The 16,468-nt window shown below is 58.3% G+C and carries 16 protein-coding genes; 6 read left to right on the top strand and 10 right to left on the bottom strand.

Annotated features, from left to right (window positions below; all coding sequences use genetic code 11):
- Nucleotides 1-31 precede the first annotated feature (31 nt).
- From GH656_RS15225 to GH656_RS15235, 3 genes are all read left to right on the top strand, one after another.
- Nucleotides 32-1,321 (top strand): efflux RND transporter periplasmic adaptor subunit, encoded by a 1,290-nt coding sequence (locus tag GH656_RS15225; RefSeq protein ID WP_153076908.1) that lies wholly within the window; start codon nucleotides 32-34, stop codon nucleotides 1,319-1,321.
- A gap of 67 nt (nucleotides 1,322-1,388) precedes the next feature.
- Complete coding sequence (locus GH656_RS15230) at nucleotides 1,389-4,577, top strand: efflux RND transporter permease subunit (RefSeq protein ID WP_153076909.1); 3,189 nt, start codon at nucleotides 1,389-1,391, stop codon at nucleotides 4,575-4,577.
- Between the two features lie 12 nt (nucleotides 4,578-4,589).
- Complete coding sequence (locus tag GH656_RS15235) at nucleotides 4,590-6,401, top strand: efflux transporter outer membrane subunit (RefSeq protein ID WP_246184330.1); 1,812 nt, start codon at nucleotides 4,590-4,592, stop codon at nucleotides 6,399-6,401.
- Here GH656_RS15235 and GH656_RS15240 read toward each other — a convergent pair.
- From GH656_RS15240 to flhD, 7 genes are all read right to left on the bottom strand, one after another.
- Nucleotides 6,398-7,084 (bottom strand): hemagglutinin repeat-containing protein, encoded by a 687-nt coding sequence (locus GH656_RS15240; RefSeq protein WP_153076910.1) that lies wholly within the window; start codon nucleotides 7,082-7,084, stop codon nucleotides 6,398-6,400. The genes GH656_RS15235 and GH656_RS15240 overlap by 4 nt on opposite strands.
- 271 nt (nucleotides 7,085-7,355) lie before the next feature.
- A complete protein-coding gene (locus GH656_RS15245; protein ID WP_153076911.1) occupies nucleotides 7,356-8,105 on the bottom strand; it encodes a hypothetical protein in 750 nt (249 codons plus the stop codon).
- 5 nt (nucleotides 8,106-8,110) lie between these two features.
- A complete protein-coding gene (locus GH656_RS15250) occupies nucleotides 8,111-8,371 on the bottom strand; it encodes a hypothetical protein (RefSeq protein WP_153076912.1) in 261 nt (86 codons plus the stop codon).
- Complete coding sequence (locus GH656_RS15255; RefSeq protein ID WP_153076913.1) at nucleotides 8,368-8,529, bottom strand: hypothetical protein; 162 nt, start codon at nucleotides 8,527-8,529, stop codon at nucleotides 8,368-8,370. The genes GH656_RS15250 and GH656_RS15255 overlap by 4 nt, the downstream gene beginning before the upstream one ends.
- 46 nt (nucleotides 8,530-8,575) lie before the next feature.
- A protein-coding gene (locus GH656_RS15260; protein WP_425495843.1) for an IS3 family transposase occupies nucleotides 8,576-9,675 on the bottom strand; the annotation gives its coding sequence in 2 pieces (ribosomal slippage) (nucleotides 8,576-9,414 and nucleotides 9,414-9,675; 1,101 coding nt in all).
- Between the two features lie 214 nt (nucleotides 9,676-9,889).
- Nucleotides 9,890-10,492 carry a flagellar transcriptional regulator FlhC gene (flhC, locus tag GH656_RS15265; RefSeq protein ID WP_153076914.1) on the bottom strand — a complete coding sequence of 201 codons (603 nt, stop codon included), beginning with the start codon at nucleotides 10,490-10,492 and terminating at the stop codon, nucleotides 9,890-9,892.
- A gap of 14 nt (nucleotides 10,493-10,506) precedes the next feature.
- Entirely contained in the window at nucleotides 10,507-10,827 is a 321-nt protein-coding gene (gene flhD / locus GH656_RS15270; protein ID WP_153077350.1) for a flagellar transcriptional regulator FlhD, read from the bottom strand.
- Between the two features lie 589 nt (nucleotides 10,828-11,416).
- Between flhD and GH656_RS15275 the strand changes: the two genes are divergently transcribed.
- Both GH656_RS15275 and GH656_RS15280 read left to right on the top strand, forming a co-directional pair.
- Nucleotides 11,417-11,878 (top strand): RbsD/FucU family protein, encoded by a 462-nt coding sequence (locus GH656_RS15275; protein WP_153076915.1) that lies wholly within the window; start codon nucleotides 11,417-11,419, stop codon nucleotides 11,876-11,878.
- Nucleotides 11,879-12,507: 629 nt separating this feature from the next.
- Nucleotides 12,508-12,780 (top strand): hypothetical protein, encoded by a 273-nt coding sequence (locus GH656_RS15280; protein ID WP_153077351.1) that lies wholly within the window; start codon nucleotides 12,508-12,510, stop codon nucleotides 12,778-12,780.
- Nucleotides 12,781-12,925: 145 nt separating this feature from the next.
- Here GH656_RS15280 and GH656_RS15285 read toward each other — a convergent pair whose 3' ends face one another.
- Nucleotides 12,926-14,245, bottom strand: a complete 1,320-nt coding sequence (locus tag GH656_RS15285; RefSeq protein ID WP_153076916.1) for an MFS transporter — start codon at nucleotides 14,243-14,245, stop codon at nucleotides 12,926-12,928.
- 499 nt (nucleotides 14,246-14,744) lie between these two features.
- Here GH656_RS15285 and GH656_RS15290 point away from each other — a divergent pair, with 499 nt between their 5' ends.
- Complete coding sequence (locus tag GH656_RS15290; protein ID WP_153076917.1) at nucleotides 14,745-15,482, top strand: response regulator transcription factor; 738 nt, start codon at nucleotides 14,745-14,747, stop codon at nucleotides 15,480-15,482.
- A 31-nt stretch (nucleotides 15,483-15,513) separates the two neighbouring features.
- Here GH656_RS15290 and GH656_RS15295 read toward each other — a convergent pair whose 3' ends face one another.
- Entirely contained in the window at nucleotides 15,514-15,837 is a 324-nt protein-coding gene (locus GH656_RS15295; protein ID WP_174769800.1) for a hypothetical protein, read from the bottom strand.
- Between the two features lie 187 nt (nucleotides 15,838-16,024).
- A complete protein-coding gene (locus GH656_RS15300; protein ID WP_153076918.1) occupies nucleotides 16,025-16,375 on the bottom strand; it encodes a hypothetical protein in 351 nt (116 codons plus the stop codon).
- Nucleotides 16,376-16,468: the final 93 nt, after the last annotated feature.

A 16,468-nucleotide genomic window follows, 5' to 3' on the forward strand; every position in this document is an offset into this window, starting at 1 on the left:
TCCTCGTTATTTCACTGATCTGGAGCTTGTCATGTCATTTTTTCCACTGTCCCGCCCCAGGCTGATCGTCGCTGTTCTGGCCGTTGTCGTGATTGCTAGCCTTGGCACGTTAGGTGCGATTCGCGTCGATGCCCGCGCAGACGCTAATGCGGCACCGACCATCGTGCCGGAGGTCAACGTTGCCACCGTGATTGAGCGCACCATCACCGATTGGCAAGCTTATTCAGGACGTCTTGAAGCCATCGAGAAAGTTGAGGTGCGGCCGCAGGTATCCGGCACGCTGGTATCGGTGAATTTCAAGGATGGCGCGCTGGTGAAGAAGGGCGACACGCTGTTTGTGATTGATCCGCGCCCCTACGCTGCCGACGTGGATCGCGCCGCCGCGCAGCTGGCCGCAGCCCAGGCTCGCACCGGTTACACCCAGAGCGACTGGGAGCGAGCTCAGCGTTTGCTCGCGGATAACGCTATTGCCAAGCGCGATTACGAAGAAAAACATAACGCCGCGCGTGAAGCGAGCGCCAATCTCAAGGCGGCACAAGCCGCGCTGGAAGTGGCGCGAATCAACCTCGGCTACACGAAGGTGGTCGCGCCGGTGCCGGGCCGGGTGTCCCGCGCGGAGATCACGGTGGGCAACGTGGTGTCGGCCGGGCCTAACGCGGCGGTGTTGACCACGCTGGTGTCGGTGTCACCGATTTACGCCTCGTTCGATGCCGATGAACAAACCTATCTGCAATACATCAGCCATGCGAGAGATGGCGGCCAGGTGCCAGTGCAACTGGGGCTGGCCAATGAGAGCGGTTATTCGCGTACGGGGTGGGTCGAATCGGTGGATAACCGGCTGGATAGCTCGTCGGGAACCATCCGGGTGCGGGCCCGTTTTGCCAATGACGATGGCGTGCTGTTGCCCGGCTTGTATGCCCGCATCAAGGTGGGCGGCAGTGCGCCGTACCCCGCGCTGCTGATTGATGACGCAGCGGTGGGCACAGATCAGGACAAGAAATTCGTGCTGGTGGTGGGGCGTGATGGGCGTGTTGCTTACCGTGAAGTGACGCTGGGCGACATGCAAGGCGATTTGCGGGTGGTGCGGCACGGCTTGTCGGGCGGGGATCGTATCGTCGTGAACGGGATTCAGCGTGTGCGTCCGGGTGATGCGGTGCAGGCCCATACGGTGCCGATGGCAGGCACTGGTACTGCGGTGGTGGCTGCAACGAGTTCTGTTGCGGCAGAAAAGACGTCAGCTAAAACCCAGACACAAGCGCAGACACAAGCGCAGACACAAGCGCAGACCAAACCCCAGGCTCCAGTGAAAAACCACTCGTGAGCCATTCCGCACGACGTTTTCAGGTAGCGCATCAGCGCCCATCACGCGTCAACTTCAAGAGCTTCCCATGAACATATCCAGGTTCTTTATCGACCGGCCGATCTTCGCGGGCGTGCTATCGGTCGTGATTTTGCTGGCAGGCGTGATCGCGCTTTTCCAGTTGCCGGTTTCGGAATATCCCGAAGTCGTGCCGCCCTCCGTGATCGTGCATGCGCAGTATCCAGGCGCGAATCCGAAGGTGATTGCTGAAGCCGTGGCCGCGCCGCTGGAAGAGCAGATCAACGGCGTCGAAAACATGCTGTACATGCAGTCCCAGGCCAATAGCGACGGCAATCTGACGCTGACGGTGACGTTTCGTCTCGGCACGAATCCCGATCTGGCGGCACAACTGGTGCAAAACCGCGTGAACCAGGCGCTGCCACGTCTGCCGGAAGATGTGCAGCGCCTTGGCGTGACCACCATCAAAAGTTCACCGACGCTAACCATGGTGGTCCACCTGATCTCGCCGAATGACCGCTACGACATGACCTATCTGCGCAACTACGCGCTGCTGAACGTCAAGGACCGGCTGGCGCGCATCCAGGGCGTGGGCCAGGTGCAGTTGTGGGGCGCGGGCGATTACGCGATGCGGGTCTGGCTTGATCCGCAGAAAGTGGCACAGCGCGGCCTGAGTGCTACCGACGTGGTGAATGCGATCCGCGAGCAGAACATTCAGGTGGCAGCGGGCGTGATTGGCGCTTCGCCTTCGGTGCCAGGCACACCGCTGCAACTCTCGGTGAATGCGCGCGGCCGTCTGAAAACCGAAGCCGAATTTGGCGAGGTGATCGTCAAATCATCGCCGGATGGCGGCGTGACTTACCTGCGCGATATCGCCCGGATTGAGCTGGCGGCCTCCGAATATGGTCTGCGCGCGCTGCTCGACAACAAGCCTGCGGTCGCGCTGGCGATCAACCAGGCCCCGGGCGCGAACTCGCTGGCGATCTCCGACGCGGTGCGCTCCCAGATGAAAGAGATCGCCCAGGATTTTCCGGCTGGCGTCGAATACCGCATCGTGTATGACCCGACACAGTTCGTGCGCTCCAGCATCGAAGCCGTGATTCACACGCTGCTGGAAGCGATTGCGCTGGTGGTGATCGTGGTGATCGTGTTCTTGCAGACCTGGCGCGCGTCGATTATTCCGCTGATCGCGGTGCCGGTGTCGATCATTGGCACGTTCTCACTGCTGCTGGCGTTTGGTTTTTCGATCAATGCGTTATCGCTGTTTGGCATGGTGCTGGCGATTGGGATCGTGGTAGATGACGCGATCGTGGTGGTCGAAAACGTTGAACGCAACATTGAAAGCGGCTTGAGCGCGCGGGATGCGACCTACAAGGCAATGCAGGAAGTGAGCGGGCCGATCATTGCGATTGCGCTGACGCTGGTTGCGGTGTTCGTGCCGCTGGCGTTTATGAGCGGCCTGACCGGTCAGTTCTACAAGCAGTTCGCCATGACCATTGCGATCTCAACGGTGATCTCCGCATTTAATTCGCTGACGCTGTCACCGGCGTTGTCGGCCTTGCTGCTGCGCGGTCATGGTGCGAAGGAAGATGCGCTGACGCGCGTGATGAACCGCGTGCTTGGGCCTTTTTTCCGGGGGTTTAACAAGGTTTTTCTGCGTGGCTCGAACGCGTATGGCCGTGGCGTGACTGGCGTGCTGCAGCGCAAGGGCGCGATGCTTGCGGTGTATGCGGTGTTGCTGGCGGCAACGGCGTTTGTCACGCATATCGTGCCTGGTGGCTTTGTGCCCGCACAGGACAAGGAGTATTTGATCGCCTTCGCGCAACTGCCGAATGGCGCTTCACTCGACCGCACGGAAAAAGTGATCCGTGACATGAGCGCGCTGGCGCTCAAACAACCTGGGGTGGAAAGCGCGGTGGCGTTTCCCGGACTGTCGGTGAATGGCTTCACCAACAGCTCAAGCGCGGGGATTGTGTTCGTGACGCTCAAACCGTTCCATGAGCGCGGCAGCAAGACACTCTCCGCAGGCGCGATCGCAGCGGCGCTGAACCAGCAATACGGCATGCTTAAAGATTCGTTTGTCGCGGTGTTTCCGCCGCCACCGGTGCTGGGCCTGGGAACCCTGGGCGGCTTCAAACTGCAGCTTGAAGATCACGGCGCGCTGGGCTATGAGGCGCTGAACCAGGCGACCGAAGCCTTTATCAAGCGAGCCGCAAGCGCACCTGAGCTGGGGCCGATGTTTTCCAGCTACCAGATCAACGTGCCGCAACTCAACGTCGAACTGGACCGCGTCAAAGCCAGACAACTGGGCGTGCCGGTGACGGATGTGTTCAACACGATGCAGATCTATCTGGGTTCGCTCTATGTGAATGACTTCAACCGCTTTGGCCGGGTGTACCAGGTTCGGGTGCAAGCGGATGCGCCGTTCCGGCAGCGTGCTGACGACATCCTTCAACTGAAGACGCGCAATGCCGCTGGCGAAATGGTGCCGCTCTCGGCGCTGGTAGCGGTGAGCCCGACGTATGGGCCGGAAATGGTGGTGCGTTACAACGGCTACACCGCAGCGGATATCAACGGCGGCCCAGCCCCAGGGTTTTCTTCGGGCGAAGCCCAGGCAGCGGTCGAGCGCATTGCCGCGCAAACCTTGCCACGCGGCGTGAAGTTCGAATGGACCGATTTGACGTACCAGCAGATCCTGGCGGGCAATGCGGGGATCTGGGTGTTTCCGGTGAGTGTGCTGCTGGTGTTTCTGGTGCTGGCTGCGCTGTATGAAAGCCTGACGCTGCCGCTGGCGGTGATCCTGATCGTGCCGATGAGTGTGCTGTCTGCGCTGACGGGCGTCTGGCTGACGCAGGGCGACAACAACATCTTTACCCAGATCGGTTTGATGGTGCTGGTGGGGCTGGCCTCGAAGAACGCGATCCTGATTGTGGAGTTCGCCCGTGAGCTGGAACACGATGGACATACACCACTATCGGCAGCGATTGAGGCCAGCCGGATGCGTTTGCGGCCGATCTTGATGACCTCGATTGCTTTCATCATGGGTGTGGTGCCGCTGGTGCTGTCGAGCGGCGCGGGCTCGGAGATGCGGCATGCGATGGGGATTGCGGTGTTCTTCGGCATGCTTGGTGTGACGCTGTTCGGGCTGATGCTGACGCCGGTGTTTTATGTTGTGCTGCGCACCCTGGCAGGCGGCACGATTCATGTCGCGCAAAAAGATGCGCCACATCATCGTGTGCTGCCAGCGGCTGACGCTTGACGGAGAAGAAACATGAAACGTTTTGAATCATGGCGTGGTGTGCCTCGCGCGGCAGCGAGTGGTTTGCTGCTGCTGTTGCTAGCAGCATGCTCGGTTGAGCCGGTTTATCACCGGCCTGATGCGCCGCTGCCGCTGGCATTTAAAGAAGCGCCTTTGCGGACTTTGGGTGGGGGGGGTGCGGCTAATGTGGCTAACGCAGCTAATGTGGCTAACGCAGCTAATGCAGCTAATGCGGCTAATGCAGCTAATGCAGCTAATGTGGCTAACGCAGCTAACGCAGCTAACGCAGCTAACGCAGCTAACGCAGCTAATGCGGCTAACGCAGCTAATGCAGCTAATGCAGCTAATGCAGCTAATGCGGCTAACGCAACCAACGCAACCAACGCAACCAACGCAACCAACGCAACCAACGCAACCAACGCAACCATGGGCCAGAATCCCGCCGCATGGAAGCCCGCGCAGCCTGCCGACGGCGCGCATCGCGGGCCTTGGTGGAGTGTGTTCGAGGATGCTGCGTTAAATGAGCTTGAGCAGCAGGCAGCGGCCGCTAACCAGGATCTGAAAGCGGCGGCGGCTCGCGTGCAGCAGGCGCGGGCATTACAAAACGCTGCCCGGGCTGGCTGGCTGCCTTCGCTCGATGCGGGCTTTGGCCCGACCCGTCAGCAGCTTTCCACCGCATCGCAGAATCTGCCCGCCAACGCCAGTCTGCCCGCGTCGACACTGTGGCGTGCCCAGGCAGGCGCGTCCTGGGAGGTTGACCTGTTTGGCCGTGTCGGAGCCAACGTCAACGCTGCGCGGGCAGATGCGCAACAAAGTGAAGCGCTGTTCCGCTCGGTTCAGTTAGCGTTGCAGGCCGACGTGGCGCAGAACTACTTCCAGTTACGCGAACTCGACACCGATCAGGCGCTCTACCAGCGCACGGTGAGCTTGCGTGAAAGCACGCTGAAACTGGTGGAACGGCGCTTCAACGAAGGCGACATCAGCGAGCTTGATGTATCGCGCGCGCGCAATGAACTGGCCACCGCACGCGCTGATGCGATTGGCGTCGAACGCCAGCGTGCAATCGCGGAACATCGTCTGGCGATTTTGCTGGGCCGGGCACCCGCTGATTTTTCGTTTCCACCCACACCACTGCAGCCCGTTACCGTGCGCGTGCCAGCAGGATTGCCCTCGGCGCTGCTGGAACGCCGCCCGGATATCGCCGCAGCGGAGCGCGCGATGGCCGCTGCCAATGCACGCATTGGCCTTGCCAAGGCAGCGTTCTTTCCGAAGCTCGAAATCACTGGCGCATTTGGTTTTGAATCGGCGACGCTCGGTGACTTGTTCATGTGGTCGAGCCGCGCTTTTCTGCTTGGGCCGCTGGTTGGCAGCGCGCTGACCTTGCCGATCTTTGATGGTGGCCGGCGCCAGGCCGGACTCGACCAGGCGCGGGCGAAATACGACGAAGACGTGGCGCAGTACCGTCAGCAAGTGCTGGTGGCATTCCGCGAAGTCGAAGACAACCTGGCCGATCTGCGCTTGCTGGAGCAGCAGATGCGTGAGCAAAACTTCGCGCTCAGCGCATCGCAGCGTGCTGCGCACCTGTCTCGCACGCAATACCAGGAGGGGCAGGTGAGCTATCTGGATGTGATCGACAGCGAGCGTCAGGTGCTGCTGTCGCAGCTTCAGACGAGCCATCTGACGGGCACTCAGGCGGTGGCGACAGTCAACCTGATTCGTGCGCTGGGCGGCGGTTGGGAGGCGCAGTCTGTGGCAGAGGCTGAGTTTGTGGCCACTACGGCGCTGCCCGTGTTGCCGCAAGCGCCGGCCGTAGCGCAGCGTTAACGTCTGGTGGCCAGGTTAGATCGAACTGGCTGTGACCTGCCCACGCCGAGGTTCGCCTGCGTGTCCTGCATCGTTTGGGTGGTCGAGCCGTGCACGAAACTGCCGCGCTTTGATTCGCTCGCGGAGTACGCATCGTGTTCCTCGCGGCTTTCGCTGATGTGGACGTCGCCCGTGGCGGCGAGGGTTGCTGCGCCGCTGCCGGCTGCCAGTGAAGAACCGGTGAGCGTGATGTTGCCTTTGCCGGGGGCGGTGCCCAGGGCCGCGAGTGTTGCGTTGCCGCCTGCGCGGATGTTCGTCCCGATGGTCTGTTCGTCGTAGCGGCGGTCGGTTTGCTGACGGGTTTTGTCGTCGGTGGCGATGTTGCTATAGGTCGTGGTGTTGAGGACGCTGGCCGCTGTCAGGTTGCCGCCTGCGGCTACCGCGATATCGCCACCTGCGTTGAGCGTCGCGCCGCTGAGTGTCGTGCCGTTGCCGCTCTGTAATGCGAGGTTGCCGCCTGAAGTGAGGGCGCTGGTCTGGTGCATCGTGCTGGAGGCTTCCCAGTGATGGTCGGCATTCTTTGTCACCGACTGTGATGTGTCCGACTGCACGGTATCCACCGTGATGTCGTGGCCCGCTGTGATCTGCGCATTGCCGCCTGCAGCGATGCTCGCACCGTGAACCGCAAGGTCATGGCCTGCCATCACCACCAGGTCCGATTACAACTACCGCATCGCGGGCTGCTACATCACCGAACCTGAAATCACCGCCATGCTTGAGAGACGCTCTAAACGCAAATGAATAGTCCATAAACGAGAAACCCAGCCTCCGCTGGGTTGCTCGCTTTAACTAAAAAAAACGTTCTTTATAACCACATACACGATAAAACTCATGATGGCTGTGAAGATGATGATGGCCACAATGCGGCTGAGTCGAGTTTTCGTGGACGAAGAGAAATGGAAGCTAGACATGTCATCACCATTTAATACCGGTTTTACCCTGATCTACGGAGAAACCACCGCTAACGGCTCCAATGTTTCTGGTATTCCCCAAGTTCAGGCCAGCACCAACACCCAATACGGTTGCTGAACCATTACCCGGTGAATACATTAACCCGCCACCAACAAAATCATATGCACCACTCATTCCACCGGCATATTCACCAGCAAAATTATTAACCTGCCCCGGCCTTACCCCTGAGCTATTAAGCCAGCCAGCCGATATTCCTATGCTCGCATTAACAGCATTGGGAACGTTAAGGTTCAGACCTCCACCAAAGAACGCATTCCCATCACGCGTGAACGTCCCCCACGCGCTCCCCACAAAGTAATCAATCTGGAAGTTCACAAAGTCCGGTGCCCTCACCAGCCCCGGGTTAGAACCTGTCGTCGTCGCCTGGTACGACAGCCCGCTACCCTGTGCGCCTTTAGCGATATACCCCTGCAAATCCGGATCGCCCGGCCCCAGATTCTGCGCCCAGACCGGCTGACCAGCCTTGTTCACCCCATAAGACTGCCACTCGGTTCCATCCTGCGGCTGCACTTCCGTCGCCACCCGAACACCTCCCGCTTCAGTCTGACCATCCACCGTCAGGTTCATCCGCGCCATCTGGTTTTCGATGTCCTGCGCGCTGTATTTACCTCCGCTCCCTTCCGCCAGCTTTCTTGCCAGCGTCTGCTCTTTCGCCTTCCTGTCTTCATGAAGTTGCCGGTTAAACCGGTCCAATCTTTTTATAACATCGCAATAAGGTATGAGCGTCCCAAAGTGAAAGCAGCTGCAAGTCCAACGCTAATCAATATTCCGGTTAAGTTAAGAATGGCAGGCTCGTTATAAACAATCCATCCAAATAAAAGCGGTGCCATCACCAAGGTTGATTTTAACCAGTAAAAAAATTCTGCCTCAAACGTATTCTTCACATTTCGCCCAAAGACAAAAAAAGTAACCAGCAAAACGATAATGGCTATCGCTATTACACCAATCTCCATCTTCATTTTTTTGCACCTTTGTATTGATTGGCGGCATTTTCAATTCCCCACCAAGGATTTACAGACGGATCGAATAACGGATCAATCGATTGATTCAACCCAGTTGCGTTTCCTAATGGCACACCAATTTGCTTTCCCCCAGTGATGGTTCCGGTCTTTGTCACGAATAGAACGCCCGTGACCTCCCCCCGGATAACCGAGCACTTTGGCCTAGAGAGTTCCGGCTTCAAGGTGGGCAAGTCGGAACTCACCCGGAGTCAAATCGCCTAGCGAACTATGCGGTCTGAAGTCGTTGTAATCCTGTCGCCAGCCTTCGATCTTTTCTCGGGCATCGTCCAGTGACAGAAACCAATGCACGTTCAGGCATTCATCCCGAAAACTGCCGTTAAATGACTCGATGAACGGATTGTCCGTGGGTTTGCCAGGACGGGAGAAGTCCAACGTTACGCCATTTTCATACGCCCAGTGATCCAGCGCATGAGAAATAAATTCGCTCCCGTTATCGACCTGTATCCGTTTCGGGGCACCTCGCAGCGCTTTTAGATGTCCCATCGTTGCCACCACATCGGCAGCCTTCAAGGCGTAATCGACGGTAATCGCCAAGCTCTCCCGGCTAAAGTTATCGACCACAGTTAAGGCCCGGATTTTCTGCCCGTTGAACAACTGATCGGCCACGAAATCCATGCTCCAGCACGCATTCACCGTAGAGATTTCGGGGCGCTCCATACGGTGTGCGGCAGCGACACGACGGCGAGGCCGCTTACGCCTCAGGTTCAGCCCCTCTTCACAGTAGATTCGGTAGGTTTTCTTGTGATTGATCAACCAGCCTTCGCGGCGCAGCAGAACGTGAATGCGCTCTACGCCGTAACGTATCCGAGTTTCGGCAATCTCCCGGATGCGCCGGCGCTCGGCACGGTCATCACGTGGGCTCGGCACATAGAAGTACGTGGCCTGGCGTAGCTGCAATAGTGCTGTCGCACGCCGGATGCTCACCCGATACGCTTGAATCAAAAAATCAGCCAGCTCGCGCTTACGGGCTGGCTTCACAGCTTTTTTTGCACCACCTCCTGAAGCATTTGCTTGTCGAGGCTTAGGTCGGCCACCATGCGCTTGAGTCGGGCGTTCTCCTCTTCGAGTTGCTTTAGGCGCCGCAACTCCGAAACGCCGAGGCCGCCGTACTTCTTCTTCCAGTTGTAGAACGTGGCTTCGGAAATACCCATCTTCCGACACACTTCTGCCACCGGGGTACCCAGTTCGGCCTGCTTCAGCGCGAACGCGATCTGTTCTTCCGTGTACCTGGATTTCTTCATGCAAACCTCCCGCCCGTCAGGGCTTCAAATTTGCCAGAAATCTCTACTTCTCGCCGCTACGGTTTTTCGGGGGGAGGTCATTGGTTTAACTAATCTCGCAACAGCTTTTTAAGCGTGGGGCGTAAAACAAAACACCCGGGCCCGGTGAAGATGACAAACGATCTCGTCATCTTCACCGGGCCCGGGTGTCTGTGCGGTGCTGCAGTGAGGAGGTTCAGGACGGCAAGGCCAGTGCGGCTTCTGTTTCAGCCTTAGCCCGATTCACGCTGGCGTTGAGCTCCTGTTGCTTTGCCGCGGCGGCGGCTTTTTTCGTTTTGCCCGCGCGCGAAGGCGGCTGGCATGCGCCACAGACCACGTTGTGCTGCAAATCATGACGGTGCGCGATGAATTTGCCGGTGCAGCGGCAGCAGGGCGTCAGTTGCAGGATGTCGGCATCGAAAAACCGGACCAGGGTCCAGGCGCGAGTCAGATCAAGCACAGCATCGGTGGCGCTATTGCGGCAATGCTCAAGATAGAGCCGGTAGCTCTTGGTTAGCGCATCGAGATGCGAGCACTGCGCTTCGTTTTTCAGAAAAAGGTAGATGTTGTAAAACAGCGAAGCATGGATGTTGGCCAGCCACGTCATGTACCAGTCAGCGGAAAACGGCAGCATCCCTTTGGGTGGCGACACACCTTTGACCTCACGGTAAAGACGGATCATCCGGTCACGCGAAAGCGTCAGCTCGCTTTCCAGCACCTGCATGCGCGCGCCCAGTTCAATCAGCGCGATGGCGCGGAAAACTTCCTGAGCATCTTCAGCCAGGCTTCGCTTGGACATTCCAGACCCCTTCATTACGCGAACTGCTCAGCATGCTGGCCAGCCAGCAAAATCGCCGCATGTGTTGGCGTCACTTCGGCATGCCGGGTTGCTTGCGTGAGCGCTGCGAGCATGGTGTGGTCGGTAAAGCGGAAAAAGCACAGAAGCTGGCCGGATGAGGCCAGCTTCACGCACTGTGCGAGTGTCAGCCCTGCGAGCAGGTCGGCCAGTTCGCCCGACAGCCCCAGGCGGAACATCCCTACCGCCTTGTCTTCCCGCAACATGCGTTGCGCGAGCATCACATAAGACAGGTTGATTTCGCGGATTGAATCGAGTGTTTCGCTGCTACGGTCCATTTTTTTCAGCTTCCGAAACCTGAACATCTGGCTAGCATGATCTGCCGTCATGCTTTTTGCTTCGCCGGGCGGTGCTGCTACCCAGGCGGATCTCCCTTTCGGCAGAAAAGGACACTGTAAGGGTGCGTTACATTTAGTAACAACGCTGGCCGATTGTATGAAGCGATTTATGGGAAATCAATTGTTTTCTCAAAAAAATTAAGAAAATCGCTGTCAAATTAAGGTAATTATTTCAGCGTACTCTATGGGCCTCTGAAAATACCTAGCCGACGTTCAGAATTATCTTAAAAATAGCCGGTGACCTTGAGCCTGATTGCGTTTCGCAGAAATAAGGGTGAACCCTGGTGGGCCAGACTGGAACAGGATTTGTACGGTGGGCGAGCCAGGAATGGAAATGCCATCCGAATAAGCAGGTAAAAATTTCAATTTTCTGGGGATGGGCTGCCTGAGTCAGCGGTTGTAATAAATGTTGTTGTCCTGTTACAACTGCATGCTGGCGATGCTTGGGACGGCTTCCCCCGATTCGCATCATTTTTGCTGTGCCGGGTTCTATGCCCATTGGTTCACGCCGTTTTTTTTGAGATTACCTATGCTGAAAAATCTGAATCCGCTGCTGCATGCTGATGTGCTGCACGCCCTGCGGGCGATGGGACACGGTGACGATCTGGTGCTGTGCGACGCCAATTTCCCAGCTGCTTCGGTGGCGCGCTCGACGGTGCTGGGGCGGCCGCTGCGGCTGGATGGCGCGGGTACCGCCGAGGCGGTGCGAGCGGTCTTGTCCGTGCTGCCGCTGGATACATTTGTGGAGCATCCTGCGTGGCGGATGGAAGTGGTGGGCGAGCCACAGACGCTGCCGCACGTGCAGCGTGAGGCGCAAGCGGAACTGCAGGCCGCGGAAGGGCGCGCATTACAGTTTGCCGGGCTGGAGCGTTTCGCTTTTTACGAGCGGGCCGGCCGTGCGTATGCGCTGATCGTGACGGGTGAGCTGCGCGGCTATGGCTGCTTTGTGTTTCGCAAGGGGGTGCTGCTGGCCCCTGATGGGCCTGTTTGAAGTATTGAGGCTTGGAAGGCCGCCGAGGCTCTTGAAGAGCCCGAAGAGCCGAAGAGCCGAAGAGCCGAAGAGCCCGAAGAGCCGAAGAGCCCGAAGAGCCGAAGAGCTGAAGAGCCGAAGAGCCGAAGAGCCGAAGAGCCGAAGTGCCGAAGTGCCGAAGAGCCGAAGTGCCGAAGTGCCGAAGTGCCGAAGTGCCGAAGTGCCGAAGTGCCGAAGTGCCGAAACCCGAAACCCGAAACCCGAAACCCGAAACCCGAAACCCGAAACCCGAAACCCGAAACCCGAAACCCGAAACCCGAAACGCCAGAAGCCACAGCGTTTACATCTACGTGGCAGGCGAACCATGTAGAAAAAGGCGGCGTAAGCACGTTGCGCCGCTTGGGCAGAGTTTCTGCGCGCGGAGGCGCACAGCTTATGGCGGCGGACGCTGGGCGGTATGCTGCGGGTTGCCGCCGGGTACGCAGAAGCCCCATAAGCCCACGAGGCCACGGCTGCATGACGTGATTCCTGATGCGGGATGCAAGATGTTTGAGTTTCATTCACCAGGCTTCATCCGGTTGATCCAGCGCATGCGGGACAACGCCATGTGACCTTTATCGACGGATGAAGCCGCCAGTAAGGAGCAGATGATGATTCAAGGTTTTGAGCAGACCATTGGTGGCAAGCAGATGCAGTTCTGCGCCAGTCTTGGAGAAGGTGCAACTCCCCATCGCGTGCTGGTGAGCGAGGCGGGCTCAGCGCAGACCCTGGTGATACTCGATGCGTCCGGCTTGCTGGGTGCGCTCAAGGTGGAGTTCGAAGAACCGGCGAAACTGATCGCGGATGCGATTCGCAAGGTGCAGGCGGAAGGTTTGATCGAGCGCGCGCTGGATACCGGTGTGATTCAGGAAGCGGCGCTGTAGCGCAAGGGGCTGATATCGCCCCTTCGCTATTTGTCAGCGTATCAGCGAGGGGGCGGTGTCAGCGCTACTGCTTGCTTGGCGAGTCGTACCTGGCGCTTACCAGGCAAATACCAGGCAAATACCAGCGATACGAGTGCCAGTAGTGTCAGTGATGGGCCGGATCGGCCGCCGCATCACGGAAAAAGAACGTTGTCAGCGCGCCAATCACACACACCACACCGACATACAGCGGTGGTGCCATCGGGTTTGATTTCATGAGCAGCGAAACGACGACAGGCGTCAATCCGCCAAATACCGCGTATGCGATGTTGTATGAAAACGAAATCCCTGAAAACCGCACCACAGCTGGAAAGGCTTTAACCATCACAAACGGCAGTGCGCCAATCACGCCCACCAGAAAGCCTGTAAGCGAGTAGAGCGGCAGCAGCATCGAGGCATCGGCCATTACTTGCTGAAACATCAGGTAGTACGACGACGCCAGCAACAGCGCACCGATGAAGACTGTCCTGCGCGCCCCGAAGCGCCCCGCAATCGTACCCGCGGCAATGCAGCCGAAGGTCAGGCTGAGTGTGGCAAGCGTATTTGCCAGCAACGCGGTTGCAGGTGCGACATGAAACTGTTTTTGCAACAGCGTGGGGGTCATCAGGATCACGACCACGATGGCGGCCGACAACATCCAGGTCAGTAGCATCGACACGATCACGGCGCGTCCATGGTCGCGTAGCACGGCTTTCAGTGGAATTTCAGCGGCCAGCGATTTGCGCTGCTGCATTTCAGCGAATACCGGTGTTTCATGCAGCCAGCGGCGCAAATACACGGAAAAAAGTCCAAAGACACCGCCTAGCAGAAAGGGCACACGCCAGCCGTAATCGAGGATTTGTTCCGGCGTGAAATGGCGGTTGACGGCCGAAGCCACCAGCGAGCCCAGCAGAATACCCGCCGTCAGACCCGCAGTGAGCGTGCCGCAGGCATAACCGATATGACGTGGTGGCACATGCTCGGAGACGAAAACCCACGCGCCAGGCACTTCACCGCCCACGGCCGCGCCTTGCATCACGCGAAACACCAGCAGCAGCACGGGTGCCAGGATGCCGATGCTGGCGTAGGTGGGCAGCAGGCCCATCAATAACGTCGGCACGGACATCAGCAGCACGCTCAGCGTGAACATCCGCTTGCGCCCGAGCAGGTCGCCGAAGTGCGCCATGATGATGCCGCCGAGCGGCCGCGCCAGATAGCCCGCAGCGAAGATGCCGAAGGTTTGCAACTGGCGTAGCCAGTCTGGAATGGTGGGCGGGAAGAACAATTGCCCAATCGTCGTGGCGAAGAACACGAAGATGATGAAGTCGTAAAACTCCAGCGCGCCACCGAGTGCGGCCAGACCAAGGGTTTTGTAATCGCGGCGGCCGAGGGCGCGGGGCGCGGCGGGGAGCGTGGCGGAGGAGTCACGCAGTTCAGTTGCTTGCATTGCAATGCCGTTATCAGGAAATCACGAGAGTCACGCTGATGGCGTGGGATAGGGCCGTCATGGCTTGTGTCACCGGGTGCGGCAAATTGTCCGGGCGAAGGGCGTGGGTTGTCGTCCACGACGTTGCATCAAACCAGACGAGTGCGACGTAAAACGCCATCCCGCGCAATCCCGAAAAGATCTTCAGAGAACACTGCGCGCTGACGAAAAGCCAGCGCGCGATTTTACAGGAGCCGCGCCGTATGCTCGGTGGCGGGCTGAATCAGGGGGTGCGTGGAGGTTCGATGCGATGGCTTGAAGCATCGTCGGAAATATCTGAGTGCGATGCTAAATGCATCAATTTGTGTAGGAAAAAAGAGGTTTTATCGTAGGAGAAAATTCAGAGCATGGGTTGATTAGGCGAACCTGCGAATAATTTCAGACTGTTCCTATGTGCCTTGACTGGTCCCCCTTTGAGAATCGCCGGAGAAATCACAAGTTATGGGTCGGGGGTTACCGCATGCGTATTGCTATTCTTCAAAACGACGCCAGCCAGAGCGCGGCTATTAAAAAAATTCTGGTCAATGCAGGCCACAGCTGTGTGGTCTTTGATGATGGTCTGACGTTATCCAAGGCACGTGCCCGTTCGACGGTCGATTTACTGGTACTCGACTGGAAGGGTGTGCGTATGTCCGGCATCGAAGTGCTTAAAACGGTTCGCGCAGTGGGTGGCGACCGGCTTCCGGTGATCTTCGCGTCGGGCGACGCGTCGGAAGAGAGCATGGTGCAGGCGCTGTCGCTTGGCGCGGATGACTACGTCACCTTGCCGGTGATACGTCCCGCTGAATTCCGTGAACGTGTCAGCGCGTTATTGCGGCGCTCCTATCCTGAGCGCTGCGATGCAGCTGGTTTTATCGTGGGCCCGTATCAGTTTGATGCGGTGCGTCAGCGGATCAGGCTGCATGGTGAGCTATTGCCGCTGTCAGGCACTCAATACAGGCTGGCCTCGCTGTTCTTCTCGAATCTCGGCCGGATTCTGTCGCGCGATCATATTTTTGCCATGGTGTGGGGCCGCGAGTTTCGTGAAGCGACCCGGACGATCGACAGCCATGTGTCGCGCTTGCGTCTGGTGCTCGAGATCGAACCGAAAAACGGCTTTCGTCTGCAGTCGGTATACAAGAGCGGTTATCGCATGCTGCGTTTGAGTGACCTCGGTCAGGATATCGAGGAGATGGACGATGAGCTTGTAGCCGCTTGATTCCATACCGATCCCGCACCACCGGGCTGCCCTAGCCCGGGTTTTCGTTACCGGGCTTGCTGCCCGAAGGGGTAGCAGGTAATGCGCCCAGGCCGCGTAATACGGCATTTCCTTCAGACGTCAGACGGATTCTTGCTTGACCCGCTTCGCCATCGGCGGCTTCAACCAGGCCGGCTTCCTGCAATAGCGGAATTTCAGGCTTGGCACTCGCGTCGATCGGCGCATGCAGCAGTAGCAAAAGCGTGGCCAGTTCGTGATGGCTGAGCAGACGGCGCAAGATCGTAGGCCGCTGGTTTTTGCTGGATGGAGAGGGGGCAGGGGGTAAAGCGGGAGGCAAGCGGTTTGACGTTTTCATCGTGCAGGCCTCTGGTCGGTCAAGGCGGAATCAGGGCGAAATAAATCACGCGGTTTGCGGCCTGAATGCAGAGGTGCTGGCCGTGTGGCCCAGGCGGCAATTTGGGCATCATACGCGCGCCTTCTTCCGGCCCCGTTACTACCGGGGCCCTCAATGAGTTACGGGCGTTTACGTTACCCAGCACGCATCAAGTCGATGCCGGTGCGCAGGTTTTGCTGGCATTTTCCAGCCATAAATTACCGACATGGCGCTTGCCTGCGTAAAAACGATACGTCGTCACGTCGTTGTCGCGGCGCACTTTCACCACATTCGAATCACCGAAATCAAGCATCGAGCCCTGTGGAATCGCGGTGGTCTTGAAGCTCGCGTGATGTTTTCCGGCTTCTTCTGTCAGACAGGCAAGCACTTCGTCTACCGCTCGTTGAGTAGTGATGTCGGCCATTGGCTCGCCTGAATCGGGGTTTTTCTGAAGCCACGCGCAGCCATTCAGGAGCAGTGGCAGGCAAAGCGTCACAAGCGTGACAGCAAGTCGATTCATATCTTCTCCAGATGAGTTAGTAGGCTAGCCAGTTCGGCGTGCTATGCAGAAACGAGGCCGCATTATATCGGCGGCTATTCAGGGTTTGCGGTG

It is taken from the genome of Paraburkholderia bonniea, assembly GCF_009455625.1.
Lineage (GTDB): Bacteria > Pseudomonadota > Gammaproteobacteria > Burkholderiales > Burkholderiaceae > Paraburkholderia > Paraburkholderia bonniea.